The sequence below is a fragment of the Thermoflexibacter ruber genome, assembly GCF_900113045.1.
In the GTDB taxonomy this organism is placed as follows: domain Bacteria; phylum Bacteroidota; class Bacteroidia; order Cytophagales; family Thermoflexibacteraceae; genus Thermoflexibacter; species Thermoflexibacter ruber.
Genome location: NZ_FONY01000052.1, coordinates 1 through 24,105, shown reverse-complemented (window position 1 = coordinate 24,105; position 24,105 = coordinate 1). Strand labels below are relative to the sequence as shown.

At 34.9% G+C, this 24,105-nt stretch carries 27 protein-coding genes and 1 pseudogene; all 28 read right to left on the bottom strand.

The genetic code is table 11. The annotated features are described in order from the left end of the window. A pseudogene (locus tag BM141_RS23170) lies at positions 1-244 on the bottom strand (IS982 family transposase); the annotation flags it as partial. Positions 245-336: 92 nt separating this feature from the next. Next, positions 337-2,940 carry a sacsin N-terminal ATP-binding-like domain-containing protein gene (locus BM141_RS23165; protein ID WP_177217473.1) on the bottom strand — a complete coding sequence of 868 codons (2,604 nt, stop codon included), beginning with the start codon at positions 2,938-2,940 and terminating at the stop codon, positions 337-339. A 243-nt stretch (positions 2,941-3,183) separates the two neighbouring features. Further along, complete coding sequence (locus BM141_RS23475; protein WP_221407720.1) at positions 3,184-3,345, bottom strand: hypothetical protein; 162 nt, start codon at positions 3,343-3,345, stop codon at positions 3,184-3,186. A gap of 423 nt (positions 3,346-3,768) precedes the next feature. Beyond that, entirely contained in the window at positions 3,769-4,197 is a 429-nt protein-coding gene (locus BM141_RS19970) for a hypothetical protein (RefSeq protein ID WP_143091022.1), read from the bottom strand. Between the two features lie 593 nt (positions 4,198-4,790). After that, positions 4,791-5,651 (bottom strand): SDR family NAD(P)-dependent oxidoreductase, encoded by an 861-nt coding sequence (locus tag BM141_RS19960; RefSeq protein WP_091549231.1) that lies wholly within the window; start codon positions 5,649-5,651, stop codon positions 4,791-4,793. Next, positions 5,644-6,033: a hypothetical protein gene (locus tag BM141_RS19955; protein ID WP_143091021.1), complete on the bottom strand. Its 390-nt coding sequence runs from the start codon at positions 6,031-6,033 to the stop codon at positions 5,644-5,646. Before BM141_RS19955 ends, BM141_RS19960 begins: the two co-directional genes overlap by 8 nt. A 6-nt stretch (positions 6,034-6,039) precedes the next feature. After that, positions 6,040-6,573, bottom strand: a complete 534-nt coding sequence (locus tag BM141_RS19950; protein ID WP_091549229.1) for a YceI family protein — start codon at positions 6,571-6,573, stop codon at positions 6,040-6,042. A gap of 88 nt (positions 6,574-6,661) precedes the next feature. Beyond that, entirely contained in the window at positions 6,662-7,177 is a 516-nt protein-coding gene (locus BM141_RS19945; protein WP_091549228.1) for a Crp/Fnr family transcriptional regulator, read from the bottom strand. A 178-nt stretch (positions 7,178-7,355) separates the two neighbouring features. Next, positions 7,356-7,883, bottom strand: a complete 528-nt coding sequence (locus BM141_RS19940) for a class I SAM-dependent methyltransferase (protein ID WP_245764124.1) — start codon at positions 7,881-7,883, stop codon at positions 7,356-7,358. Next, the gene (locus BM141_RS23580; protein ID WP_245764123.1) at positions 7,880-8,209 is read right to left on the bottom strand and encodes a hypothetical protein; all 330 of its coding nucleotides are present in this window, start codon (positions 8,207-8,209) and stop codon (positions 7,880-7,882) included. The genes BM141_RS19940 and BM141_RS23580 overlap by 4 nt, the downstream gene beginning before the upstream one ends. 60 nt (positions 8,210-8,269) lie before the next feature. Next, entirely contained in the window at positions 8,270-8,482 is a 213-nt protein-coding gene (locus BM141_RS19935; protein WP_091549227.1) for a hypothetical protein, read from the bottom strand. Then, a complete protein-coding gene (locus tag BM141_RS19930; RefSeq protein ID WP_091549226.1) occupies positions 8,479-9,033 on the bottom strand; it encodes an ATPase in 555 nt (184 codons plus the stop codon). The genes BM141_RS19935 and BM141_RS19930 overlap by 4 nt, the downstream gene beginning before the upstream one ends. Positions 9,034-9,317: 284 nt before the next feature. After that, positions 9,318-9,863, bottom strand: coding sequence for a hypothetical protein (locus BM141_RS19925; protein ID WP_143091020.1), 546 nt, complete (start codon positions 9,861-9,863; stop codon positions 9,318-9,320). 245 nt (positions 9,864-10,108) lie between these two features. After that, positions 10,109-10,633: a hypothetical protein gene (locus BM141_RS19920; protein WP_091549224.1), complete on the bottom strand. Its 525-nt coding sequence runs from the start codon at positions 10,631-10,633 to the stop codon at positions 10,109-10,111. Then, positions 10,602-11,156: a hypothetical protein gene (locus BM141_RS19915; RefSeq protein ID WP_143091019.1), complete on the bottom strand. Its 555-nt coding sequence runs from the start codon at positions 11,154-11,156 to the stop codon at positions 10,602-10,604. The genes BM141_RS19920 and BM141_RS19915 overlap by 32 nt, the downstream gene beginning before the upstream one ends. After that, positions 11,149-11,589, bottom strand: coding sequence for a hypothetical protein (locus tag BM141_RS19910; protein WP_091549222.1), 441 nt, complete (start codon positions 11,587-11,589; stop codon positions 11,149-11,151). The genes BM141_RS19915 and BM141_RS19910 overlap by 8 nt, the downstream gene beginning before the upstream one ends. Continuing rightward, complete coding sequence (locus BM141_RS19905) at positions 11,589-12,650, bottom strand: RHS repeat-associated core domain-containing protein (protein WP_143091018.1); 1,062 nt, start codon at positions 12,648-12,650, stop codon at positions 11,589-11,591. Before BM141_RS19905 ends, BM141_RS19910 begins: the two co-directional genes overlap by 1 nt. A 14-nt stretch (positions 12,651-12,664) precedes the next feature. Then, positions 12,665-14,053: a hypothetical protein gene (locus tag BM141_RS19900; RefSeq protein ID WP_143091017.1), complete on the bottom strand. Its 1,389-nt coding sequence runs from the start codon at positions 14,051-14,053 to the stop codon at positions 12,665-12,667. 161 nt (positions 14,054-14,214) lie between these two features. After that, a complete protein-coding gene (locus tag BM141_RS19895) occupies positions 14,215-16,026 on the bottom strand; it encodes an AIPR family protein (protein ID WP_091549219.1) in 1,812 nt (603 codons plus the stop codon). Positions 16,027-16,204: 178 nt separating this feature from the next. Next, positions 16,205-17,029 (bottom strand): DNA-methyltransferase, encoded by an 825-nt coding sequence (locus BM141_RS19890; protein ID WP_091549218.1) that lies wholly within the window; start codon positions 17,027-17,029, stop codon positions 16,205-16,207. A gap of 6 nt (positions 17,030-17,035) precedes the next feature. After that, a complete protein-coding gene (locus tag BM141_RS19885; protein WP_091549217.1) occupies positions 17,036-17,950 on the bottom strand; it encodes a HindIII family type II restriction endonuclease in 915 nt (304 codons plus the stop codon). Positions 17,951-18,223: 273 nt separating this feature from the next. Next, on the bottom strand, positions 18,224-19,252 hold the full coding sequence (locus BM141_RS19880; protein WP_143091016.1) for a hypothetical protein: 1,029 nt from the start codon (positions 19,250-19,252) through the stop codon (positions 18,224-18,226). Between the two features lie 377 nt (positions 19,253-19,629). After that, positions 19,630-20,040 carry a VOC family protein gene (locus BM141_RS19875; RefSeq protein ID WP_091549235.1) on the bottom strand — a complete coding sequence of 137 codons (411 nt, stop codon included), beginning with the start codon at positions 20,038-20,040 and terminating at the stop codon, positions 19,630-19,632. A gap of 66 nt (positions 20,041-20,106) precedes the next feature. Further along, on the bottom strand, positions 20,107-20,679 hold the full coding sequence (locus BM141_RS19870; protein WP_091549215.1) for a Crp/Fnr family transcriptional regulator: 573 nt from the start codon (positions 20,677-20,679) through the stop codon (positions 20,107-20,109). Between the two features lie 222 nt (positions 20,680-20,901). Continuing rightward, positions 20,902-21,957 carry a hypothetical protein gene (locus tag BM141_RS19865; RefSeq protein WP_143091015.1) on the bottom strand — a complete coding sequence of 352 codons (1,056 nt, stop codon included), beginning with the start codon at positions 21,955-21,957 and terminating at the stop codon, positions 20,902-20,904. Between the two features lie 13 nt (positions 21,958-21,970). Next, complete coding sequence (locus tag BM141_RS19860; protein ID WP_091549213.1) at positions 21,971-22,597, bottom strand: hypothetical protein; 627 nt, start codon at positions 22,595-22,597, stop codon at positions 21,971-21,973. Then, positions 22,584-23,159: a hypothetical protein gene (locus BM141_RS19855; protein WP_091549212.1), complete on the bottom strand. Its 576-nt coding sequence runs from the start codon at positions 23,157-23,159 to the stop codon at positions 22,584-22,586. Before BM141_RS19855 ends, BM141_RS19860 begins: the two co-directional genes overlap by 14 nt. Beyond that, positions 23,131-24,105, bottom strand: a 975-nt coding sequence (locus tag BM141_RS23155) for a hypothetical protein (RefSeq protein WP_221407719.1), incomplete at its 5' end; no start/stop codon positions are given. The genes BM141_RS19855 and BM141_RS23155, both read right to left, overlap by 29 nt.

The following is a 24,105-nucleotide window of genomic DNA, read 5'->3' as shown; positions in this document are numbered from 1 at the left end:
ACGTATAACTGTTTGGAAAATAAGATTTTAGATAGCCTTTAATAATACTTTGATAGTAATATTTGAAACATTTCATGCCTGATATATGATAATAAATCACAATTGCCATGATTTCTGAACAAGACATTTTTTCTTGTGGTACAACTTGTCCTTGACTTAATTGATACTGTTCAAATTTTTTAGCAAAGTCATCACAAGTAATGTAAATTTCTATTAGTTTTGTTGTGTTCAATATTAAGTACATAGTATTCTTTGATTAGTGTAATTTTCAAATATACTATATTTATTAATATTGAACATTTTTTATCATAAAAAATTGACTTTTAAGCAATTACCTCAATAACTCACGTTAGATAATAATTTTACAATATTTCCACCTACTTCAGAATCTTCAAGTGATATATTAACGAATATTTTATCTTTTTGACTTAAAAATGCACCAAAATATCGTTGAGCATCAAATTCTCTTTTTGAACACCAACTAATTAGTTTCAGTATCGAACTGCTTTTGCTTGAATAAGTTTCAGATAATCTTAATTTTTCAATTTCTTCTTGAATCTTAACTGCAAGTTCATCAATTTTTTTAGGCGGTAGTATTAATTTTCTGAATGAATCGTGAACTAAAAATCTGTCCCAATCTTCCGCATTATTGAGTTCAAATAGTATTTTAATTAAATCATCGTCTAATGGATTTTCGCTCGTTCCGTAAGCAAAGATTTCATTTACAAAGGCACAGAAGTCACCTTTACGATTTGGAATTATGTTTCCAAATTCTAGTAAGGTTTTAAATTCCGAACTTTCTTGAAGTAATAACAAATGGTCAAGGAGCCATTTCTCTGAATTTTCAATCCCCAGTTTTGTAAGCTTCTTAGCTGCTTCAATTTTGTTGTGAAGTAACTTAATAAGTTGTCGTTTGGCTGGGTTGAAATTGAAATCAGAAATACCATTAATGACAATGGGCTGTTTTTCTGATTTAAAAAAGAGTTTAGCTGAATTAAAGAGTTTAGATTGAAACGAATCATTTGAGTTGGAGCTTGAAATACTTAATATGTCAAGCAATACAACTTCGGCATTTGCTCTATCAATATAAGTTCTTTGAACCTGACCGTATTGATTCTTTTCTTCATAGTTCAGGATTTTATTTATTTCATCAGAAATGTCTTTTATTGTTTTTGAAGCGTGGGAATTGTCAATTTGAATTAAATCCCTGTGAATTAATATGTCGTTCCAATCTTCATTTTTAAGTGATTTAAAGATTGAAATGAATTCGTTAGGTATTTTAGTTTCCTTCTCAATATAAATGTCATCATTTAGGGATTTCAGAGTTCCCTTAATTGTTGGAATTATTTTATACTCCTTGAAATGCTTAATTAGCTCGTTGTCAATTAAGAATTTGTAGACCGAATTGAGCCATTGAATATTGGTATGTTGACTTCCTTGAAGGGATATATTCTCAAGTGTGATTTTAGATTGAATTTCTCTTAGTAAATCTTCTATGGTATAAAATACCTTTTGTCCCCACGTTTCAATTTCAGATTCAATACCCAAATTGTCTTGCCAAGAACTCAAGTGCTCTTTTCTGCAAATCTTGTTAGACCCAAAATAATTATTTAGTATTTCCCAAAATTGGTCGTTTTGTTCTTTTGTGCCAGGAAATTTGGGTATAACAGCATTCTTCATTTTAATTTTTTCCGAAGCTGTTTCTACTATTTCTTGTTCAATGAGAAAATGTCTATATGGTATTTGAATATTGTTTTTAAACCAATTAATTACTTCTATTTCAGTCAAAGCAGTTGGAATTCTACTTTGAGCTATCAGGCTTAAATTTTTTGCATTGTTTGTTTTAAGCCATTCTACGAATAATTGAGCTTTGTTTATTGCGTGAATAAAAATGTCACGGTTTACTAAAACACTATTACTTGCTGTGTCGGTTAGTAAAACACTATCTCTTTTTTCAGTTGGGAAAAAATTTAGACCATTAAGGATAAATGGAAAATAAAAGTGCTCTGTTCCGACTAATGGGAAATCACGATACAGTCTTGCTGATTTCTCTATAATCTTAATACTTCTTTCCGTATGATTGTTAATCGGAATAGCTAAATCCAGTTTATCGTCCTTATAGTGAATGAAGCATAAATCTTGCGTTGTTCCGTTAATAGTTTCCTTAATAACTGGAAAATAGAAATCACCATCATTATTGTTTTCAAACAATTCATAAGTGATTTGCTTTCCTGTAATCTCATTATTGATTATGACCTTTTTAAGTTCTTCAACAAAAAATAGTGTCTGCGGTAAAGTAGAAGCAAGGTCTTCAACTCCAACTATTGCAGCTTCTCTTGATTCGGGATTTTCTAAAGGATAAATAAAAACAGTGTCAAAATCTGTTTCTTTTCTTTGCGAATGATAATTGTGCCTTGTTGGGAAAATGTGTTCGTCTTCAATTTTCTCAATTTTATCAAGCTCTTCGGCTATAAAAGTGATTAAGTCTTCTGATTTTTCCGCTTTTCTATTTAGTTCAAATTGAAAAGTCTTTGGTAATAGTCCATTTTGTTCAACAATTCCCTTTACGGTTACCGTGTCTGAAAGTAAATGAGTGCTAATAAAACCCGTTCCAAACTTGCCTGTTATTCTCTTGTTTGTGCTGTCAGAAGGTTTCTCTGAACTTACTTGTTGGATTAGTCCGGTAATATTTTCTACTCTGAAAGGGTTTCCGTTATGACTAAAAATGAATTCATTTTCCTTTAATGTGATTTCAATAGTCACACCGCCATAAATGTTTGGAACGTCCTTTGCGTTTTGCATTAATTCCCAAATCCATCTTCTTCGGGATTTAGTCCTTTCATTTCTAACGTCTGATAAGATTTGTATAATCTTGTCAGCAGTCAGCTTGTAGTTATTGTAATTCTTGCTCTGTTGAACTGTCTCTAAATATGTCGTCATTATTTATGTTCTGTGTCTTTTTAAAATGAGTGCTAACGAAGAAGGGATTAAAGAAGTTTTAAAAAAGGGGGATTAGAAGCACGACTGTTTGTATAACCACAACTGTTTGTTAGATGCACCACTGTTCGTATTACGGTCAATGCCCCCTTTTTTAAAATTTCTTTTAATCTTAATGTTATGCGCTGTTGTACTCTGCGTTAGAATTCCTGTCGTTCAAAGTTAGCACAATATTTATTCAAGGCGCTAACCTGTTGTGTGAATACGAATCTTAGTGTGATTCTCCGCTGCATTTCCCGTTTCAGGTGGAGTAGAAGCAGCCCACACAACCCAATCAGTAGTATTGTCTTCAAATTTATCTGGGTCTTTCTTGTCTTTAAATTCGTATGAACCTGGAATCGGTTTCACAAACGATTTTAGTATTAAAATCCAAAAGAAGGGAAAGAGCCAAATCATAATAGAGTGAACTGTTTTTCTTCTTCCGGTAAAATAATTGTTCTTCTTAAATTTAATAGCGTACCTGATTGTATAAACCAAATAGAAAACTATTAACAGCGCAAGTAATGCGTATTTAATAATCAGTTTCGTTTCCATTTCAGTTTCAGCGTTTGGTCGTTACTTGCAATCAGTTCAAATTAGCTGTGCCGTTTGTACGGAGCGCAACAATAGCGCATAACGGTTGGCGGCTTGCCGCAGGCGGGGCTTTTCAGCACTACCGTTCATTTGGAAAACCGCAGTTCAATTATACGAAAAAACTGTCATACGAAGCACTGTACCCCCGCTTGCGGCAAACCGCTGTTAGCTGCTGCCGTTCTCTTTGCTCTATTTTCTTTAGAATCCAAGTTCAGTCGTAATAAATTCTTTTGCACCATCAGCACCAGTCAACTCCAACCACGCTTCACTTTTGTCGCCACTTACCGAAAGTCCGAAAGTAAAAAAGTCGCAACATTCTCTCTCAGTTTTAATAAACTCAATCAGTTCATCTAAAATATCGTCTGTCCCGGAAAATTTGAACGCAAAGCCGACCTGAAGTTCTTTTTTTTCTGTCATTTTACTTTTCAAACTCGCTATCACTGTCTCTTTACGTTTCTGTAATTCGGGCGTTGTCAATTTACAACTCATTTCTCCTGATTTACTTTTTGCCTTGCATTTGTCGCTACACGATGTCATACTTTTTTTGTTTGATGAATTATTGCCAAAGTAGTTACACGAAGTCAGTGCAAAAACTGTAACTGAAAAAATTGTTATTACTCGTATCATATTTTTATACAAAGTTAGTTTTTCTCTTGCACGGAGCGTTAGTTGTAGTCGTGCGAATTGTCTATCCTGCCATTAACCAAGTCCTGTCAGACCTGAATTACTGTCCCCCGTGACTGAACTGAATTAAAAGAACAAAAGTTGAAAGTTAAACTGTCGCTTAATAAAATGTCCTGCTGGGGGACAGTCATTCAGCGTCTAATAAAACTCTCGTCAATGGTTGCACTGTCGGTTCGGCACGGTTGCAGCTAACGGTTCGGGTATTGCCGAAGTGGGGGCATTGGAATACGACAGTTCAAATATTGCACAAAGGCTGATAGAAGTACATCTGTTGAAATACTTCCCTCAACCCCCATTGCGGCAATACCTTGTTAGCGGCTGCCCTTATTCTAACTCGATAATTTCAATATTATTAGCATTGAAGTGTTCAATTATAGAGTTAATAGTCTCTCGATTTGATGATACTAATCGTAGAATTTTATCACAATCCTCTAAGTCAAAATTCCAATTACCCTTGCCAATCATAGAATCTAAAAAAGCAGTTAAATTCTTAACTTCTTTTTGGCTTTGCACAGATGTCTTGAAAACCCAAATCATTAATTACTTAATATAGGATTTAGTATTGCTAAGGTGGTATTTAATAGTTCGTCTTGTCTTTTTTGATTGTCGATAAAAGTTGCAATCTTGAACTGCCCTTTTTTATTGAAGTAATAGGCATTGCCAGATTGCAGATTGTCCAACGTAAGTATTTCGATAAACTGTTTTGCGACATCAATAGGTTTACGGGTAGCAAAGTAGAAAAAAGGTTTCATCAGCCATTGAAAAACAACAGGAACTTCTCTTCGGATATTCGTATCAACACTACCTGGGCCGTAACCTATTGAAATGACACCATACCTTTTACCCGCAATAGCAGTGTATAAGTCATTGGCTAACTGTGCCTGACCATGACTTTTCATTCCAACTCTAGATTTTACTTCCGAAACATTATCAAACTCCATTTGTGCAAAAGAAGGAACTTTAGGACTTGATGCGGCTATGTTGATAATCTTGGTTTTCGGATTAAATTTATTTAATGAAAATAAATGCTCATTAAACACGAACCTTGATAGATAACTGACTGCAAAATCTTTTTCAAGCCCTTCTTCTGTATGTTGAGTATTAGTAATAAGTATGCCTACCGCATGAATGACGATATCAAACGAGTTAAATTGAGCTGCGATAGAGCTTGCAACGGCTTTTATATTGCGGAGCAAACTAAAGTCAGCAATAGAATAGGTTAACTTGCCTGAGTAAGCTTCTGTTATTTTCTGAACATTTTTAGCTTTTTCTTCGCTTCGTCCTACGATATGAACGTTTGCCCCCAATTTGCATAATTCAATGGCTGTAGCAGCACCCATGCCGTCAGTACCGCCAGTAATTATCACATTTTTACCTTTGAATAAAACGTTATTCATTTTTATCAGATCTTGATAGCGTTATGAATGATAGTGCTGGGAATAAATGCAATGGAGCAATTAATCCAGGGAATAATTCAGGATTCTCAATATCTAAAGGCAAAGTAGAACCCATAGGGCCAATAATGCTTGCAATGGATAGAATGTTGATTATTATGTAGTACCACAATTGATACCTCTCTAATTTTAATTTACCAAGAATCCAATATCCAAAAGTCATTAGTATGGTTCCAATCATTGAAGCCATTGAAATGGAAATTGGATTGATGATTTTTGAGAAGTTGCAATTCAATGCTGATTCATAAGCAAACTGATAACATATACCTGCGATAGATGCAAGGATTCCTGAAAGTATGGATCTTACTATCAACTTAGATTTCATGGCATTTCACTTTTTGGTAACAGGAACATTAACATCAATCGTCAATTCTGTTGAGGCTTTTGCTGACATACCCTCAGTACTTCCTACATTAAAGTCAGTGCGTTTAATTTTAAAACTGCTGATAAACGTGTTGTTTACAAAATTAAATGGTATTATCATTTCTTTTGAAATGCCATGTATCGTCATTACGCCACGAACTGAATAGCCCGATTCATTCTTTTTGAAGTCATTCGACTTAAATGTAATTTCAGGAAATTGTTTTGCATCGCACCATTCGTCACTCAGGGCATGTTTGTTTTTCATCCCGTTGCCTGTATTAATGGAGTTCACATCCACCGTCAAATTAAATTCTGATTGACTAAGGTTGTTGGGGTCGAACAATATTTTTCCTTTAAATGATTTGAATACCCCTGAAGGATTATCACTTGTAAACTTGATGGAATAGTTTTCGGAAATTGACCACTCAATACTATTAAAAAGAGTGAATGATGATAGCCCAAGGGCAATTATTAGAATTAGTGAACTTTGAATTTTTTTCATGATTATTTGCGATTTAATGTTAGACAGTGCAAATGTCTCACTGATAAATCGCAAAAAAATTAAGATATCTTAAGAAATAGTAATCAAGCTATTTTTTTGCTAACTTTTTTCTTATGTCGCTAAGGTATTCTGGTGTAACTCCAATGTAAGAGGCAATTAACTTCAAAGGAAGTCTTTGGGCAAGTGAAGGATATATGTTCAGAAACTCAAGGTATCTTTCTTCTCCCGTAGCGGATAAAATTGAAGCCAAACGTCTATTAGTCATTAATATATTTTTGATGAGTTTTTGATTTTGAAGAAGTAACTCTTCTTTCGTCATCAAGTCTTTTTTTTCTAAATAGGATCTGGGGAAAAGTTCTGCCTCTGTCTGTTCAATAGCTTCAATAAAAGTGGTGCTAGGATTACCAGTAAGTAAGCTTTCTATGTCAGAAACAAACCAATTCTCAGGGGCAAATTGTAATATGTGTTCCTTTCCCGACTTGTCAATTACGTAACTTTTTAAACATCCCTTTTTAACAAAAAAGCCATATTTACAAACGTCTCCTTTATACAGAGCAATCTGACCTTTATCATATGTCACAAACTTATTTTCTTGAATATCCATTTCTTGTAGGAGTTTTTGTCAGAGGGTTGCCGCTAACGTTTTCGGGCTTTGCGTTCGGGCGGGTTTCGGAGCACAAAACTGTCAACCAGCACTGTACTTGAATATAAGCACAAAGCCTCAAGTTTGCACGTCACCCCGCCTGACGCAAAACCCGTGTTAGCAGCACACCTTTTTGTTTTTATTTTGTTACTCGTCCTATTCGTAAAAGTAATGGAAAACTAATTTTTTTAATTTGTTCGTTGTCCCAATACTTTTCAATTTCTGTTTTCAATTTGTCAACTGGGTTAAAGTCGTTTTCTTTGATAAAATGTTTTACGGCTGACCAAGTGTTCAAATAGCCAATTAAATCTTCTAATGTCCAATGTTGTGTGATTGCTAAATTTGGCTTTTGAATTTCGTCAAACGGAAATGGAATTGTCTTGTAATTCTCGTCAATGTATTTTCGTTCTTTGTCCCAATATCTGCCTATAACGTTTTCGTAAAAATCTGAAATAAAATAGTCTATTTGTCCGTTAATTTCTAATTTACCGTAACCAACAACACATAGCAAAGCATTATCTTTTGCTGTTCGTCTCACCTCTGCATAAAACTTGTCAAAGTCAAACCAATGAATTGCTTGGGCAACAACAATCAAGTCAAACAATCCATTGTCAAAATTTGTCTTTTCGGCTGGTTGTACCGAATAAGAAATGTTATCGGCTTTCAATGCGTTGTCAATTTGTTGTGGCTGATACCTGTCGCAAAAACATTGTCAAAAGTTTTCGCTAATTCAAAAGCAACTTGTCCGTTTCCCGTACCGCAGTCCCAAGCGTTGAGTTTGTCTTGAACGTTTTCATTTAGAAATGCAAATAAGTCAGACGGATATGTCGGTCTAAATTTTGCGTATTTGTCAGACTGTATTGAAAAGTTATCTTTCATTTTTTCGTTGTCGGTGTGAGTTGTACGAAGGTTGCTGCTAACGGAAAAATGTTTGCGAAGGGCGGGATTTAATAGCACTTCCCTTGCCCTACGCACAACGTTTATAGAAATCACAAAAGCCTAAATTACGCACATTTGCCCGCCTTTTCGCAAACATAATGTTGTGGGCTGTTTTTATTGTTTCGCACCCTCGTTTGCCAACGGATTTTCAGTTACGATTTCTCCGTTTGGTAGTTCGTAAAAGCGTTTTCCATTGACTACAAAGTCGTTAGGCAAGCCGTTTTTTCGGTTTATTTCTTTTGCCTCTTGCACTGCCTTACTAAACAAATTAGTAAAGTAAGATGCTGTTTGATAGGCTTCAAGGTTATCTAATTTCTGTACTCTCATTTTTCAAATTCGTTTAAAAAGTCCTCAAATAGGTTTTCAATTTCTACGACAAAACTGTTGCCTTTACCTATTGCCACTCTTTGTGGTGCAGTATCAGTTGAATTGTAAATCATCACCCAACTATCTACTAAACTTTTGTAGGTATTCCAAAAGTTCGTTTTACTGCGGTAATATCTACGAATTACGTCCTCATCAGGCACAAAGTGTCCGCCAAGTTTTACACGCAGTTTTATCCTTTGTATGCAGTCATTTGGATTATCCAAAAATACATACACTAATCGGATAGTATATCCTTGCTGTTTTGCTTTTTCAATGGCTTTTACAAGATAGTTTCCTGATAATGTACTTTCCAGAACAAAACTTGTTTCAGTTTCAATAAACTTGTCAAGTCGGCTAAAAAACTCCTTTCCTGCTTGTAGTTTTGAAACGCCTAACTCTTTTTCAATTTCGTCTGCGTTCAAGAACTCAAAGCCTGTTTCTGCCAAAATCTGTTTTGAAAAGGTTGTTTTTCCCGAACCATTTGCCCCTGCTATAACGATGAGTTCTTTCATTTTTAGTTGTTAGTTGTGCTTTCTAAAATAGCCCACAACGAAGAAGGGATTAAAGAAGTTTTAAAAAAGGGGGATTAGAAGCACGACTGTTTGTATAACCACAACTGTTTGTTAGATGCACCACTGTTCGTTTAACGGTCAATGCCCCCTTTTTTAAAATTTCTTTTAATCTTATGTTAGCGGCTGCCCTGCTGCTCGTTCGGAGTTCGTCAGCCCGAAATTCCGACACAGTTTGTTCAAAGCGATTTGCATTCATAGCCGTGAAGATAAGTGTTTGTATGTTGTCATTTAATTGCAGCAAAATATTTTTCCGTCAATCTAATTCTTGTATATGGACTTAACACTTCGTCTTTTTCTTTTTCAAAACGAATGATTCCTTCCTCCTCCAACTTTTCTATTTCACTTATTGCTTTGTCATGTTTGATTTGCAATTCATCTTCCGCTGCATCTGTAATATGACGAACTTCAAGTTTCACATTTATGTTCCGTGCCTCTGCAAGTTTTTTGAAAAGGAAAACTTTAAGTTCATTCTTGTCGCTGAAATACTCGTCTTTAATTTTTAGTAATTGAGGATTGTTTGTTTTCACTCCAACTGAATTGTCGGTGTCGCTTGAATGAATGTCGCCAGTTTTTGAATTACTAATTATTGTCTGATGAAGATTAACCTTTTCCGCTTTAATGTTATTCGTTAATGGAATGTCTTGCCTTTGTGTGTTGTCAACTATTTTCTTTTCGGCTTTTTGCTTCTTAAATCGCTTTGAAATAAATGTCAGAAAGAGTCCAAGAAGAAAAACACCGATACCAGAAAATATCCATTCTTTGTTTTTCATTATGTAGTCAACAATACTCATCTAAATTTCCGTTGTCGTTTTTATGGTTTTAAAAATGTTCGTTCAATGCTCGTCAGTTCGGAGTTAGCACTGTCCCCAAGGGTTGCCGCTAACGGAAAAGTATTTATGAAGAAGGGGACTTAAAAGCACAAAAGTTTAACTTACCACAAAAGCCATAAAAAGCACCTTAGCCCAAATTACGCACTTTAGCCCCTTTTTCATAAATACAATGTTGTATGCCGTTTTCATTTTTTGTCTTGCACATTTATCAGGTTCTTGTTTAGGTACTTATCTTTTTCTGTCCGCAATTCCATTAACCAATTTAAGTACATTTCTTTGGGCATTTGTCGGTAGCCTAAGTCGTGAATTTGCAAATAAAGGTCTTGCAAGTCGTTGAAAGTCTGCTTATTCTGTGTTTGCTCAAAAATCTGTTTCAAGGTTTCTGCTTTCAAAATCAGGGCATTAACGCAATTTGGAAAATACTGTAAGGCTGTGTTACAACATTTCAAAATAAAATCGGTGTCTTGTCCGTTGGTTTTGCGTTTATAACCTTCTGCCAAATCTATTAAACAAAGGGCAATGCTTTCTTGGTCGGTTAGTGCTTTCATATACACACTGTTTTGAATGGCGGACAAGTGAATATAGCCCGAAGCCATCAACCACGCATCTATGGGAAAGGCTGCACTTGTGAGTTCTGTACGGTTCGCCGCTGCGATTGTACCAACCTGTTTTTTCTGCTCAGTGTTTGATGTAAATATGATTTGGGGCAAGTGCCAAATTTGCAGAAACACCTAATTCCTCACATAAAATTTTGTAGAGGTAAGGCAAAGAATGACAATTTCCTTTCCTTGTTGCTAACAATTTGGTAACAAACATTTTAGTCCAGTCCTGCTCACCAAAATAGTCTTCAAAATCGTATGTAAAAGGCAAATGATAGGCTTTTTCGCCATTGGGTAACAAAATGGTAACCGTATCTGTCATTACTTTAAACACTGCACCCCGCAAAGCAACCGTTGCTTTGCCTTTTTGGGTGTAGTTGTTTATGGGATTGGCTTGGCTAAACTCCTTACTCAACCCAACAAGCAAACGAATTTGTTTGTTAAATTGTACGATGTCTAATTGATTGTGTGAAAACGCATTTTCCGTTAAGAATACTGTTTTTTTGAAATTCATTTTCTCTTTACCTGCAAGCATATTTTGCATTGAGGAGAAGGCAAGATTGTAAGGGTTTTCTTGTGAGAAAACAATATTTTGAGCAAACAATAAGAAAAATAAAATATACTTTTTAATCATAGTAAAATAATTCTTTTTGTTGTTTAATGATAATTTTTTTATTTTCATTATCATAAGTAATACCAAAATATCTACCCTTATTAATATTAATTTTCTCTACAAAATTTAGACTGTTAATTATGATTTTAATTGAAGTACTTTTTTTAAAATCTATATTTAGCAAGTGACTTATTTTATAATCTGTGGGTGAGTTTATCAAAGAAACATAGTATTTTCTTTTTGATATTTTAGTGATTAAAATTTGCATTTTAGTAAGTCCAGACCATTCCTCTGTATTCAAAATTTGATTTTTAAACACACTTTTATCATTAAGTAACAGACTAACAGTATCTTTTAGAAAAAAACTTTGGAAATCAAGAGTAATAAAGTCTTGCGCATAAGCATTTTTATATCCAAATAAAAATACAAAAAAAATAAATATTATCTTTTTCATTACTTTTTGTTAGGTAAAGTTTGGACACCATTATTGAGTAACTTATTAACATATTTTTCATACATTAATTGTACTTGTTTGTGCATCAACTTAGTCCCTGCACCTCCTCTTTCGTGTGATTGGTACATTAAGTTTTTGCCTTGATTATATTTGTCTATTTCTGATGCAGATATTTTATCATTGCCAGATTGACGTTGCTGGTCTTGTGGGTGTCTTAACCAAGCAGTATGCCCTGCCTCGTGTGCAGAAGTCCGTTCTAAGGTAGGTTTTCCATCTTTTGTTAAACCACTTTTTTCTCCATTTGAATTGGCTTGTGGTTTACTTTCAAGCATACTTTCTGTAACATATAGCACCTGTGTACCACCTTCTGCGTGTCCAATTTCTCTATTATTACCTGTAATTTTCTCCATTTGTTCTTCTGTTACTATCCTCACTGCGTAGTCTGTTGCAGATAATGGATTGTCTGCTGATACAACAGATAATTCAACACTTGCTGTCCAAGTATTACCTTCACCTGCCCCTGTAAAAGATTTTTCTATTTGTGATTTTATCCTTTCCGTATGTGCAGTTAAATCCATTTCTTTACCTGTATCGTTAATTACTTTTCCTCTAAAAGTAATAGAATAATCATAACCACCAGTATTATTTGCAACTCTACCAATAATCCAATCTCTCCCATCAGGGTCAACATATAATATAGGATTATTGGCTGTAAAGATATAAGGCGAATGATTATAATGCTTTTCCGCCAAAGGGTCAACCGAAATCCACCTACTACTCACACTCGCATCAGGCATATTGTTGGCACTGTCTTTTTTGACAAAACCCACAATTTTTCGTGAATTGACGTTTATCAAAGTCGTGCCTATCTGCACCACGCTGTCCAAATCGTGAAACTCTTGGTATTTGCCATTACTTAACGTCAAAATTTTAATACCCTTGATGCCTGCTTGCTCAAAAGGGTTGGTATATTTCACTTGGTTTTTGCCTTGCTGCTCTTGGGCTGTGGCAAAATTGAGTGAAAGTAAAATACTGAAAATGAAGGTAATAAACTGTTTCATTGGGTTATTGAGATTTATTTTTTCCACAAAGACTGTTGAATATTCTGAAAAGTTTGCTTACTTTTTTCGGCTTCTTTTTGTATGCCTTTGAGCCAATTTTGATACGTCTCTTGGGGCATTTCTGCAAAACCGATGTCGTCTAAATCTTTCTGGGCTTGTTTCACTTTTTGGTAAAGTTCATAAACTTGTGGCACATCACCAAATTGTATATTCGGAAGTCGTTTTTCTCTGCTCTGTTTCGCCACATATCCCAGCAAAGCATTGTAATAATTTGCCTTTGTCATCAAGGCTGTAATATTTTGTGGGTGGTGTTTCAAAGCCAAATTTGCACATTTCAAAGAAAATTCATTGTAGCCGTATTTGTGTTCGTGGCCCAAAGCCAAATCCATTAAACAGTGGGCAATGAGTTGTTTTTTGCTCAAAGTGTCCAAATATACCTTGTTTGCCAATGCCTCTGCCTTGATAAATCCCGATTGCAAAGCAAAAGCATCAGTCGTAAAATGTCCGTTGGTCGTTTCATAGTTTTGCAGTCTGCCATTGACCATAAATTTGATAAACGAATGATTGGGCAAATAACTGAGCCAAGCCTTAGCCCCCAATTCCTCTGCCAACAACAAATACAAAAGTGGCATAGAATGGCACTGCCCTGAATGTTGCAACAAGAGTTTAGACACAAACATTTTGCGGTAATCTTTCTCGCCTCTGTAATCCTCAAAATCGTATTTGAAGGGATAATGCGTGAAAATTTGGTTCTCTTTGTGTGGAATTTTGACCTTAAAAGTATCTGCCATAAACTGATAAATTGCCAAATTTTTAGCCAACTGATTATTGGGCATTTTGTCTTGTTGCATTTTCAGCGAAATCAAGCCTGCAATATTTCGCAAAGTTTCGTCAAATTCTTGGTAGGGCATTGTGTTTTCATAGTAGGAATTTTCTACCAAATACACTGCCCTTTTCAAGTTTAAAGGCTCTTTGCCTGCAAGCATATTATCAAATTTCTGCAAGGCTGTTTCATAAAAGTTTACGCCTTTTTTGGTTACAGTCGGAAATTTGTAATTCAGTGAATTGTAAGCCTCCGCAACAGATGAATATTTGGGGTTTTCAAACGCTGCAATGTCGTCTAAAACATCTTGGGGCAAAGTGCCTTGTTGTTGGTATTGCGTGGCTTGATTTATCAGCCTTTGGTTTTGCAGGTGAATTTGTTGCTGTTGTTGAAGCAATAAATTTTGCAAAACATTGTTTGGGTTAGGTTGTGAAAAACCGTTTTGTTTTTGTGTTGGGAAAGTTACGACATTCCCATAATTCCCCAAAGTAGCAGGTTGTGGGCTTTGAAAAGTTGGAATTTGTCCGAATAGTTTTGTTATCGTACTGAAAATTAAGGCTATCAGTAGTGCTTTTTTCATTGTAGTTTTGTTTTTTAAAATGGCATACAACGGAAAAATGTTTGCGAAGGGCGGGATTAAATAGCACTTTCCCTGCCCTACGCACAAAGTTTATAGAAAGTACAAAAGTCTAAATTATGCACATTAGCCCGCCTTTTCGCAAACATAATGTTGTGGGCAGGTTATCTTATTTTTCGCACTTCTTCTTTCAATGTTTCAGTAAATTCAGATATTCTGTTTAGTGAGTAATACGGTTTATCACGATGCTTACTAATTGCTCTATCAACTGCTAAACAAGCCTTCTTAAACAAATCTAACGAAACATTACTCTGCCACAACTTATTCAATATTGCACTACAATATTTTTCAGTTGCTCCAATATTTTCAAAATTATTCATTTGCTCGTTTGTTGCAAGTAAACGAAATGCAAGCATTAAATGAAATTTAAAGGGTTTATATTTTTTGTCTATATCATTGTTAAGTATCAATTTCTCAATAGCAAACCAAGTGTAACAACTTGTATAATAAGGAAAATGTGATTGTTCTTTGGTGAACATTTTTTGCTCTTTCCCAAAAATTTTACTTGTTGTTTGCTTATAAATTTCGCCAGGAAACCTGTGTGTACTGTGTGGTTGCTCAATAAACATTGAAACAACTGCACGAATTAGTTTGTGTAAGTGGAAAATTCTTGATTGAGGAATTTTAGGACTAAAATAGTCATATTCTCTGCTACGTCTTTCATAATAAATTTTTTCGGGTGCTTTTCTTGAATAATTATCAAAAAATGCTTGCAGTGTTTTGGGAAATACTTCTAATGCAATAAATGCTTCTTCTGGAACAGGGTTTTGGTTGTTAGTTGCCTTTGTTATTTCACTTGTTATATCGTTATCAGTACATTCAATTAGTTTCAATGGTATCATAATGTTGTCATCTTTGCCAATATGCTGCCTATTAAGGTACAGCACATTGCTTGTTTGGCAACCATTAACAATTTGATAGTTAACTATTTGAACATCTCCACCTTGAAAATTCGTGTCAATAAACTTGGCTACTATGGTTACACCATTGTTAAAAAGAACAAATTTATCTTTACTTGCTCTGTCCTTAATAGTATCTGCAATTTCTTGATTTACCTTATTATCTTCTCCTTTGAAATCTCTCACATTCTCATAAAAAAGATTACGCATAAAATTATCGTCATCATCTGTGATAAGTTTCAAATACTCTTTTGCAGAAATGTAGCCCAAAAATGCTTTTCCTACATTTTTTATCTCTCCATTTTCGCTTAAATCAACTCTGTTTTTAAAATTTACTCTTTTTTTAATTTTATTTTGGTTTTCGTCATAAAACTTGTTGAGAATATCTTTGCTTATCAGTTGAATACTAACATTTTTCAAAACAGGTAATGCTCTTTGAATTTCGCTTTCCTGTTTTTTAACCATTTTGTCAAAATTTTCGTCTGTATTTGGGTTACCCGCAGTTACAAAATACAAAGTACAACTTGGGCTTGAAGTCTTATCAACACACTCCAAAGTTTCATAACTTAAAATAGTGTCTTTTAACTTTCGTAATTCGTCTAATTCCTTTCTACCTTTCCAAACAGGGGTATCACTTAAAAAGTCTTTAACAGCTTCGGTGAATTTTAATACTTCTCCCAACTCAAAACCTTGTGTGGCTTTGGCTTGCGTAAAAACTATGTTTACACTAAGATTTGATGAAAATTCGCTGGCTTTTTTGAACTTCTGTACATTTTCATCAGTAAAAACTAAGGTGTTATTTAGCAAAAAAGCAATTCCGTCAATACCCAAATTTTGCCCATTGTCAATGTTTACTTTTTCAAGATATTCAACATCATCAAAAGCCTGTGAGTTAATTCTTGAAATGGTCAAGTAATTTACAAAATGTTCAAAGGCAACATCTTCGGTAAGGTGTGCAAATTCATATTCTTCTTGGAATTTTTGTAAGTTACCACTTACGATAGTGTCTTTTATCATTGTTTTGTTTGTTTAACTTGCTCACAACGGAAAAATGTTTGCGAAGGGCGGGGTTTAGTAGCACTTTCCTTGCCCTACGCACAAAGTTTATAGAAAGTACAAAAGCCTAAATTACGCACATTAACCCGCCTTTTCGCAAACATAATGTTGTGGGCTGTGCTTATTCATCTTTGGCTATTTACTCTTCTCTCGGTTCTTCTACAATGAATAAAGTCGGTGTATCCAAAATTCGCTGAATTCGTTGTTTAGCAATTTCGCAATACTCGTGGCTTATGTCAATGCCTATATATTTTCGTCCCATTTCACACGCCACTCGTGGTGTCGTGCCACTTCCACACATTGGGTCAAAAACCAAATCGCCTTGATTTGTCCAAGATTTAATATGGTCTCGCACAAGTTCGCAAGGAAAAGGTGCAGGGTGTCCTTTGGCTTCTTGGTCTTCCTGTTTTTTCCCAACAACATACTCCCAAATATTTCCCTTTATTTTTTTGTCTTTTACGGGTTTGGCAAGTTTTTCACGCACTTGTTCATTTTTTGAAAAGTTTTTGTAAGTCGTCCCATTCAATTCCAAACCTGCGTGCAAACAGTCCACCATTATTGGATTATGTGTTTTTACAGTTTCCTTACTTAAAACAAACATATACTCAAATTCATTATTATATCGTTTGCGGTAGATTTGTGGAATAGGGTTTGTCTTACGAAAAATCATTGTATCGTGAAGATTAAAACCTACTTGTTGAAAATACAATGCCTGTTTGAAACTTGTGCCTGTTTCGTTTCCGTCAATAGTAGCATCATTTACAACCCAAACAACTACTCCGCCCCGTTTAGTAATTCTAAATAACTCTTTGGCGATGTCTTCAAATGGAAAAACAAAACCTTTGTAATTTCTCAAATCATCATAAGGCGGTGAGGTAACAGTAAGGTCAATTACATTATCGTCAAACTGTCGCATTACTTCTACGCAGTTACCTTCAATTATTTTATTTATAAAATTCTCCATTGTCTTTTATTTAAGTGTAAATAGTCCGTTATCGGAAATTGCACTGATAGTTTTAATTCTACTTTCAATCTTGTGAACTTTGATAAGCTCTTTCAGTGCTTCCTGATGGCTCATTCGCATAATTTTTTCTCTTTCTTGTGCCAAAAATGTTAATGCTTCGTCTTTTGCAACTGCAATGCTTTCAGTTGCCACACCTTTTTCAATGTCCCAAAGAGATTGAATTTTCTTTGAAAAACTAAGCATAGTCTTGTTGATAGCTAACCAATAATCAGAAGCATTTTTAGAAGGATTGAGAGCTTGAACTATGTCAAATATTTTTTTCAAAAGTTGCTGTGCTTTGGCTTGTCCTTCCACTTCGGAATAAGATAAAAGTAACGCCAAATGTGAATAAGTGAAAATACAAACGTTTTGCGTAGTTGCTTGTTGGTAAATTTGACTTGAAGAAGTTGGAAGTTGATAAATTGGACAAACCACCATTGCATAAGGTTTGCCACGTTTCCAATCGTGCATTGCTTGTACTTTAAAGTCTTTCTGATTTTTTGCGGTTCTGCTTAGTCTAAATGCTTTTGCATCTGCCACAAAGCTGTAATCTTTCGCAAATGCTTCAACATCTGCGGCATCTGCTCTTTCTTTAAGCACTAAACTTTTAAGTCCTAATGCAGTATAAGTCAAAGAAAGTAAACAGTCTGTGTATTTTGAGTATAGCTTTTCTTCGCTTGTATCGTGTCCGTAACTTTCAGGAATATTACCACAAAGCCGCAAATGGTCAATAAGTGAAGAAACGCTATTTTTCTTTACTTCGGTTTCTAATTCTTTCTCTAATTTTTCAGTGTCGCTACCAAAATCTCCGCTAAGTTTTCGGATTTCTTCAACCCAATACTCACGTCTTTTGATTGCCTTGTCTGATATTACTTTGCTCATTTTTGTTTAAGTCAGGTTTAAGTACAAAGGTACTCAATTTTTTAATAGAGTTTGACAAGGTTTTGTATCAGACTTGGTGATTTTTTTGTAGTTGGCGTTGCTCTTAGCATAGCCCACAACGTTTCGGGGGTTTGCGATGGCGGGGTGTTTTAGCACTAAACTTCATTCGGAGAACTGAACTTCCACCTTGCACAAATGTGTCTGCGAAGCACGGAACCCCCGCTATCGCAAACCCCTTGTTAGCGGTAGGTTTTCTGTTTTTCGTCAATGCGTTTACTTGATTGAAACAATTCTACTCTCCATTTGTAAAGCACCTGTCCCGTCAAAGAACCTTGATTTTACAATTAGTCCTAACTCTGGAACATACCAACTCTCTTGTAGGTTAACCGAGTAACCTTGTTCGTTTGTCGCTAAGCCAGTTTGGGTTTGCATTTTTTCAAGTATCTCAGCTTTTTTTTCTGGTGTGTCCCAACCTCTGCCTCTATTTGCTAAATTCTCTTTGATTTTGTCACTGGTGTATTTGTCATTAAAAAAATCATTTGGGTCGTCCTTGGCTATTGTATTGACATTTGATTTTGATAATTGCTCGTTGAGAAGTTTGTAAGCGGTATATTTTTTACCTGCTACTTCTATCTCTTCTTTTGATACAACATAGTAAGGAGTATAAATGAATATAGAATTGATTTGCATTGTCCTTGTCTTTCTAACATTCACAAACCCTGAGTAGCTGTAACCGTCTCCACCGCTAAAATTGAAAAACTCTCTGCGGCTTGTCTTTAAGTCGTAAGGAAATAAGTTCATTTCATTTATGTAACCGGGTAAATAAGTGCCTATCTCTATTGTTTTAGGAAAGTGTCTAACTCCGAAGCACCACACGCCTGTTGTGTCGTTGTTTTTGCCTGGAATTGGGAACGGCAAACCGTCATTCAGCAAATAGTGAACTGTGTCGCCAACATTTTTAAGTGTGAGTTTATAATCAGTTACTCCAATTCTTGTTGTTCCAGTGTAAACTGTGGAGCCATTTATTTCTGTTACATCATTTATTTTTGTCGGCACAGGTGTTTTACTTGTAGATGCAATTTTACCTGATGCAATGTCTGCGTTGAATTGTAAAACTGCTTGGGCTTTTTTGTTTGGTTTAAGTTTTATCCATTTCACTGCGTCTTCAAGTAATGGTGTCTTGTAGCCAATAATTTCACTTTCTATTGTCATCCCTTTAGTTAGAATTAGTCCATTAGGTGGTGTCTGACTGTTTGCGGTAATTGCGAAAAGGGTAAAAGCAAGTAATAATGTCTGTTTCATATTATTTTGATTTGATGTTGTCCTACTCGTGTGACTTTTCGTTTTCGCCCCGTTTTTGTGGTGGTGTCCAGTCACCCAATTTGTCAAATTTTTCATGTGTCAAAGATATTTATTGTTGTTTATTGTCGGTGTTGTGTCGTCTGTTAAACTTACCGCTAACGTATTGCGGCTTGGCGTAGTGGGGGCTTTTCAGCACAAATCTTCATACGAAGCACACCGTTCAAATTTAGCGCAAATTTTCATACGAAGAACGTCCGCCCCCATTACGCCAAACCGCTGTTAGCGGTTCGTTGTTTGTCTTTCCGTGTCCAACTGTAACAAAAAAAGTCAAGCGAAACACTTGCTTCACTTGACTTTTAGCACTATTGTCAGTCGTCTTATTGTTCAGCGTGAAGCCCGACTTTGTTTCCTTCGCTGTCAATGATGATAGCAATAAAACCTGCTGGAATTTGTATTTTTGGTGCAATCACTTTTCCGCCTGCTTTTTCTACTTTGTCAAGAACAGTTTGAATACTTGGGCTTGCGTTGATGTAAACTACTGTGCCGTTGTTTGACGGATTGTTTCTTACTGTCTTTGACAAAACGCCCGTTACTCGTCCCGATGTCGCTTGAACAACATTTGGATTGAAAGGGAAGAAAACAGCTTCATCGTTTCCGTCTGCACGTTTAACCATTTCTATGTCCAAAATAGTTTCGTAGAATTTTTTTGCCCTGTCAATGTCTGTTACAGGAATTTCAAACCAAGTCAAAACGTTGGTTTGCTCATCAATTTTTTTCAACTTTTGCATATCTCTTATATTTTCAGCAAAGGTCAAAAATGTTACGGTGTCAGACCTGTGATAAACGTCACATAATTATTCCAACACTCTGCGTTTTCTAATTCGGCTTAATGTTTCCCTTGCTACACCAAGAAAGGAAGCTAATTGAGAAAGTGAAACCCGTTGTAAAATTTCGGGGTGTTTTGCTTCTAAATATTCCAAACGTTCTTGTGCAGAATAGAGTTTGAATAAGGTTGAAAATTCTTCTTGTTTCGTAGCAAACAAGCGTATGCAGTTTCGTCCCAAAGTTTCTATTTCGTTGGCTTGTTGGGCTGTTTGAAACAATTTGTCTTTGTCAAAAATTATGGCGGTTAGTGGTTCACAAGCCACAATATTAAATTCCGATTTTTGCCCGTTGCCAAAGCTGTTGATGTTAGTTGCGATTTCGTTTTCAAAGAAAAATCCTGTGTTTTTTACAACTCCGTCAATTTCATAATAGCTTTTGCAGTAGCCGTTGTCAATGTAAAAAAGTGAGTTGCAAACTTGTCCTTGTCGCAGTAAAAATTCATTTTTCTTAAATTCCCTTTTTGTCAATGCAGGTTGCAACAAATTCCAACTCTCGTCAGAGAAACTTGTCAGCGAACGAATGTATTTTAAAAGGTTGTTCATTTTTTAATGTATATTTTGATGTAGGTTAGGTCGTCCGTTACAATGACCGCTAACGGAAAAGCATTTGTGCAGGGCGGGTTTAGTAGCACTACTGTTTCCACACGCACAAACGCCAATGGAAAGCACAAAAGTTCAACTTAGCACGTCTGCCCGCCTTGCATAAATGCAATGTTAGCCTCAGTTTTTCTTGTTTTTAACACTCACTTTCAATAAGTTACGCAACTATTTGTTAAAAACTGCTACCTTTTTGTTAATGTACTTGTCCTTGTTTTCCTTCAAATCTAATAACCAATTTGCATACATTTGTTTGGGCATTTGTCGGTAGCCTGATTGGTAGATTTGTTGATAGGTTTTGTTCATTTCGGCAAATTTTGCTTTGGTTTCTGTGTCATCTTTGCCTTTTTCCTTTACTAATTTTTTATGTTGGGCAAACAAAGTTTCGGCTTTCAAAAGCATTGCGTTAATGCAAGTGGGGAAGTGTTTTAATGCCAACTCGCAACACTGCAAAATAAAACTACCGTCATTATCGGGATACTTTTTAGCAAAACCCTGTCCCAAATCTACCACACACAAAGCTACTGCCCTATATGTGCCTATTGTGTCCATATACACCGCATTTTGGATAGCCTCCAAACTGATGTAGCCCGACACCATTAGCCACGCATCTATGGGGAAAGTGGCACTCGTAAGTTCCGTATTATACCAACCTGTTTTTTTGCTGTGGTGTTTGATATACAAGTGGTTAGGGGCTAATGCCAAATGTGCTTCTGCGCCTAATTCATCACAAAGAATTTTGTAGAGATAGGGTAAAGAGTGGCAGTTGCCTGTCTTGGTCGCTAATAGTTTGGTTACAAAGGTTTTAGACCAGTCTTTATCCCCAAAGAAGTCATCGAAGTCGTAGCCGAAGGGGAGGTGATGTAATGCTAAACTATCATTATAGATAACTGTTGTATCAGTTAAAATAGTAAAAACACTGGCAAATTTTTCTACTTTTTCTTTATCTTTTTCTTCATAAATCAATTTCCTATTTGCAATCATACTGATAGCTAACCCTTTAAGCAAAGAAATATGACTACTGTATTCTTGAAATGAAAGCTGATTATTAAAATACGCATTTTCAACAACAAATACTGATTGTTTTAGATTGGGTGCGATTTCTCTTTTCAAGGAAGATTCAAGATACTGATATGCTGTTAGATAATTACTATCTATTTGATTTTGAGCAAATAGATGAGTGCTTAAAATTAAGTTTACTATTATTAAAAATTTGATTTTCATGTATTTTTTTTTATTACCACCAATCTTGCTCACCTCTATCATTAGGGTTTCTAAATTCAATATAAAACGAATCCGCTTTATTTATCATATTATTTTTCAAGACCTTACGATTAGGATATTTTTTTAATATTATACTATCCTGCTCATTAAAAGAGTAAATTAAATTCCCTTGAATCGCCAAATCTCTCATAAAATCTTGTATTTTTAGTTTACCTGAGTTTTTGAAAGAAGAATTTAGCTCTTTTACAATAGTCCTAAAAGAAACATATAAAGTATCATTGGGATTAATTGAAAATTTCCCTTCTTCTTTCCTTGTAAACAAATTTAAAGTGTCTTTATGATAAACTAAGTATAGTCTACTCTTACACTCTTCATCCTTATTAACTAATGGTCTTGGCACTACCCAAATTAAAGAGTCATTCCCTTTATTTATGATAGACATATCAAAATATAAAATAGGAGGATAAACAAGACCATTTTGTAAACTATCAGATTCATAATAGTTTATAAAAACATCTTCTAAAATAATTTTTGTATTATTTTTATTTTTCAAATCATTTATGTTGTCATCCATTTTACAACTCATGGCAACGAAAACTAAAAAAATACTTAGCAAATGAACAAACTCAATCCACTTCATAATCAATCTTAAAGTCTTTGGATTTTGTGAAATAGACTTTCTTATTTGCAAGTCTAAATCCAGCCTTTTCTGATAGTAGAGAATCTTTTTTATCAATTATATATTCTATTGTAAAATTATTAGCAATAGAAGTCATAAGACTACCGTAGTTTTTATATTTGGTGCTATCATATAAAGATTTAATTTCTTGATAAGATGTAAGCAGATGAACTCTTGCCGAATCATTAGGTAAAATGTAAAACTTTTCACTTGTATGTCTTGCATATAAATTTAAGATTTTACCTTTATAATTAATTAATAATGAACTTTCTGCTATTTTTTTGCTTAGAAGCCGATTAACGACAAAGAATAAACTATCACTTGTTTGATTTATTAGACATAAATCAAAATACAATGTAGGCAAGTCTTCATAATATTGATTTTTTATTTCATTGGTTATAGGTCTATTAATTGAAATATAATCAATGCTTATGTATATTTTTTCATTATTATGAAATATACAACTTTGTATAAACAGTAAAAAAGTCAATATATTAATCACCATTTGCTTTAAATTCCTCATAATTTTTCCTCATTTCTTGTTGAAATTCCTTAGTTGCATTTTTAAAAGTTGGGTGATTAATTTGCAATAAATAAACGTTTGAATGTTTCCCTGTATAATTTGGGTTGCTTTTTTCCTTACCACCCTCTGTAAAATTTATTTTCAAGACTCCATGACCAATAAACTCATGTACGCCTAACATATTTTGGATATTCTCAACTGTTGAGAGATATGAATTTTGATTTGACATCCAATTTACAGATACTTTTATAGTTCCATCAGGTGCTTCTTCTTTAAAAGAAGCATCTGTTCCTTTAACCCTTGTAGTTGCTTCTGCGTGCCTTTTTTCTGGGTCATTGTAATTTAGATTTGCTTGCTTAGGTTGCAAACTTACTAAAACGGACACTTCTTTGTTATATAATTTGTTTACATCCATTCTTTTATCTGACATTTTACTAAAAATATGTGTAAAAACCTTAGAAGCTGCTTTTGCATCTAATTTTGATTGATTTATCCCTTTCGTATCCTTATTAGCACTCAAAGTTTTGCTATCAGCTACCCCATTTTTAGCACTTGCATTAAATGCTTGTTGAGTCGTTACTTTTACTTCCCCTTTAAATCCATGTTCATCAACGCCCAAGTAATTTCCATTTTGGTCATAATAAGGGCTTGCCGCCCTGCCATCAGGGTCATTTTTCAGAATAGGATTTCCATCTGCAAATAGATACGGACTTTGCTCAGGAAACTTCTCCGCCAAAGGGTCAACCGACCACCACCTGCTACTCACATCTGCGGGAAAATAGAGGCTGTCCCTTTCCACTTCGCCCACGACCTCGCCTGTAACTCGGTTAAAATACACACTACCGATTTGCTGAATGGTGTCGTTGGTAAAAATTTCTTGGTATTTGCCCTTACTCAATGTGGCATACCGCACCTTAAAACCGTCAATTTCTTTTGGCGGTTCAAA

Excerpts from the sequence above, each read along its gene's own strand:
- BM141_RS19865 (WP_143091015.1), bottom strand. The coding sequence starts at position 21,957 with ATGAAAATCAAATTTTTAATAATAGTAAACTTAATTTTAAGCACTCAT.
- BM141_RS19890 (WP_091549218.1), bottom strand. The coding sequence starts at position 17,029 with ATGGAGAATTTTATAAATAAAATAATTGAAGGTAACTGCGTAGAAGTA.
- BM141_RS19860 (WP_091549213.1), bottom strand. The coding sequence starts at position 22,597 with ATGAAGTGGATTGAGTTTGTTCATTTGCTAAGTATTTTTTTAGTTTTC.
- BM141_RS19960 (WP_091549231.1), bottom strand. The coding sequence starts at position 5,651 with ATGAATAACGTTTTATTCAAAGGTAAAAATGTGATAATTACTGGCGGT.
- BM141_RS19885 (WP_091549217.1), bottom strand. The coding sequence starts at position 17,950 with ATGAGCAAAGTAATATCAGACAAGGCAATCAAAAGACGTGAGTATTGG.
- BM141_RS19880 (WP_143091016.1), bottom strand. The coding sequence starts at position 19,252 with ATGAAACAGACATTATTACTTGCTTTTACCCTTTTCGCAATTACCGCA.
- BM141_RS19925 (WP_143091020.1), bottom strand. The coding sequence starts at position 9,863 with ATGAAAAACAAAGAATGGATATTTTCTGGTATCGGTGTTTTTCTTCTT.
- BM141_RS19970 (WP_143091022.1), bottom strand. The coding sequence starts at position 4,197 with ATGATACGAGTAATAACAATTTTTTCAGTTACAGTTTTTGCACTGACT.
- BM141_RS19935 (WP_091549227.1), bottom strand. The coding sequence starts at position 8,482 with ATGAGAGTACAGAAATTAGATAACCTTGAAGCCTATCAAACAGCATCT.
- BM141_RS19915 (WP_143091019.1), bottom strand. The coding sequence starts at position 11,156 with ATGATTAAAAAGTATATTTTATTTTTCTTATTGTTTGCTCAAAATATT.
- BM141_RS19900 (WP_143091017.1), bottom strand. The coding sequence starts at position 14,053 with ATGAAAAAAGCACTACTGATAGCCTTAATTTTCAGTACGATAACAAAA.
- BM141_RS19950 (WP_091549229.1), bottom strand. The coding sequence starts at position 6,573 with ATGAAAAAAATTCAAAGTTCACTAATTCTAATAATTGCCCTTGGGCTA.
- BM141_RS19945 (WP_091549228.1), bottom strand. The coding sequence starts at position 7,177 with ATGGATATTCAAGAAAATAAGTTTGTGACATATGATAAAGGTCAGATT.
- BM141_RS19895 (WP_091549219.1), bottom strand. The coding sequence starts at position 16,026 with ATGATAAAAGACACTATCGTAAGTGGTAACTTACAAAAATTCCAAGAA.
- BM141_RS19875 (WP_091549235.1), bottom strand. The coding sequence starts at position 20,040 with ATGCAAAAGTTGAAAAAAATTGATGAGCAAACCAACGTTTTGACTTGG.
- BM141_RS19855 (WP_091549212.1), bottom strand. The coding sequence starts at position 23,159 with ATGAGGAATTTAAAGCAAATGGTGATTAATATATTGACTTTTTTACTG.
- BM141_RS19955 (WP_143091021.1), bottom strand. The coding sequence starts at position 6,033 with ATGAAATCTAAGTTGATAGTAAGATCCATACTTTCAGGAATCCTTGCA.
- BM141_RS19910 (WP_091549222.1), bottom strand. The coding sequence starts at position 11,589 with ATGAAAAAGATAATATTTATTTTTTTTGTATTTTTATTTGGATATAAA.
- BM141_RS19930 (WP_091549226.1), bottom strand. The coding sequence starts at position 9,033 with ATGAAAGAACTCATCGTTATAGCAGGGGCAAATGGTTCGGGAAAAACA.
- BM141_RS19870 (WP_091549215.1), bottom strand. The coding sequence starts at position 20,679 with ATGAACAACCTTTTAAAATACATTCGTTCGCTGACAAGTTTCTCTGAC.
- BM141_RS23165 (WP_177217473.1), bottom strand. The coding sequence starts at position 2,940 with ATGACGACATATTTAGAGACAGTTCAACAGAGCAAGAATTACAATAAC.
- BM141_RS19905 (WP_143091018.1), bottom strand. The coding sequence starts at position 12,650 with ATGAAACAGTTTATTACCTTCATTTTCAGTATTTTACTTTCACTCAAT.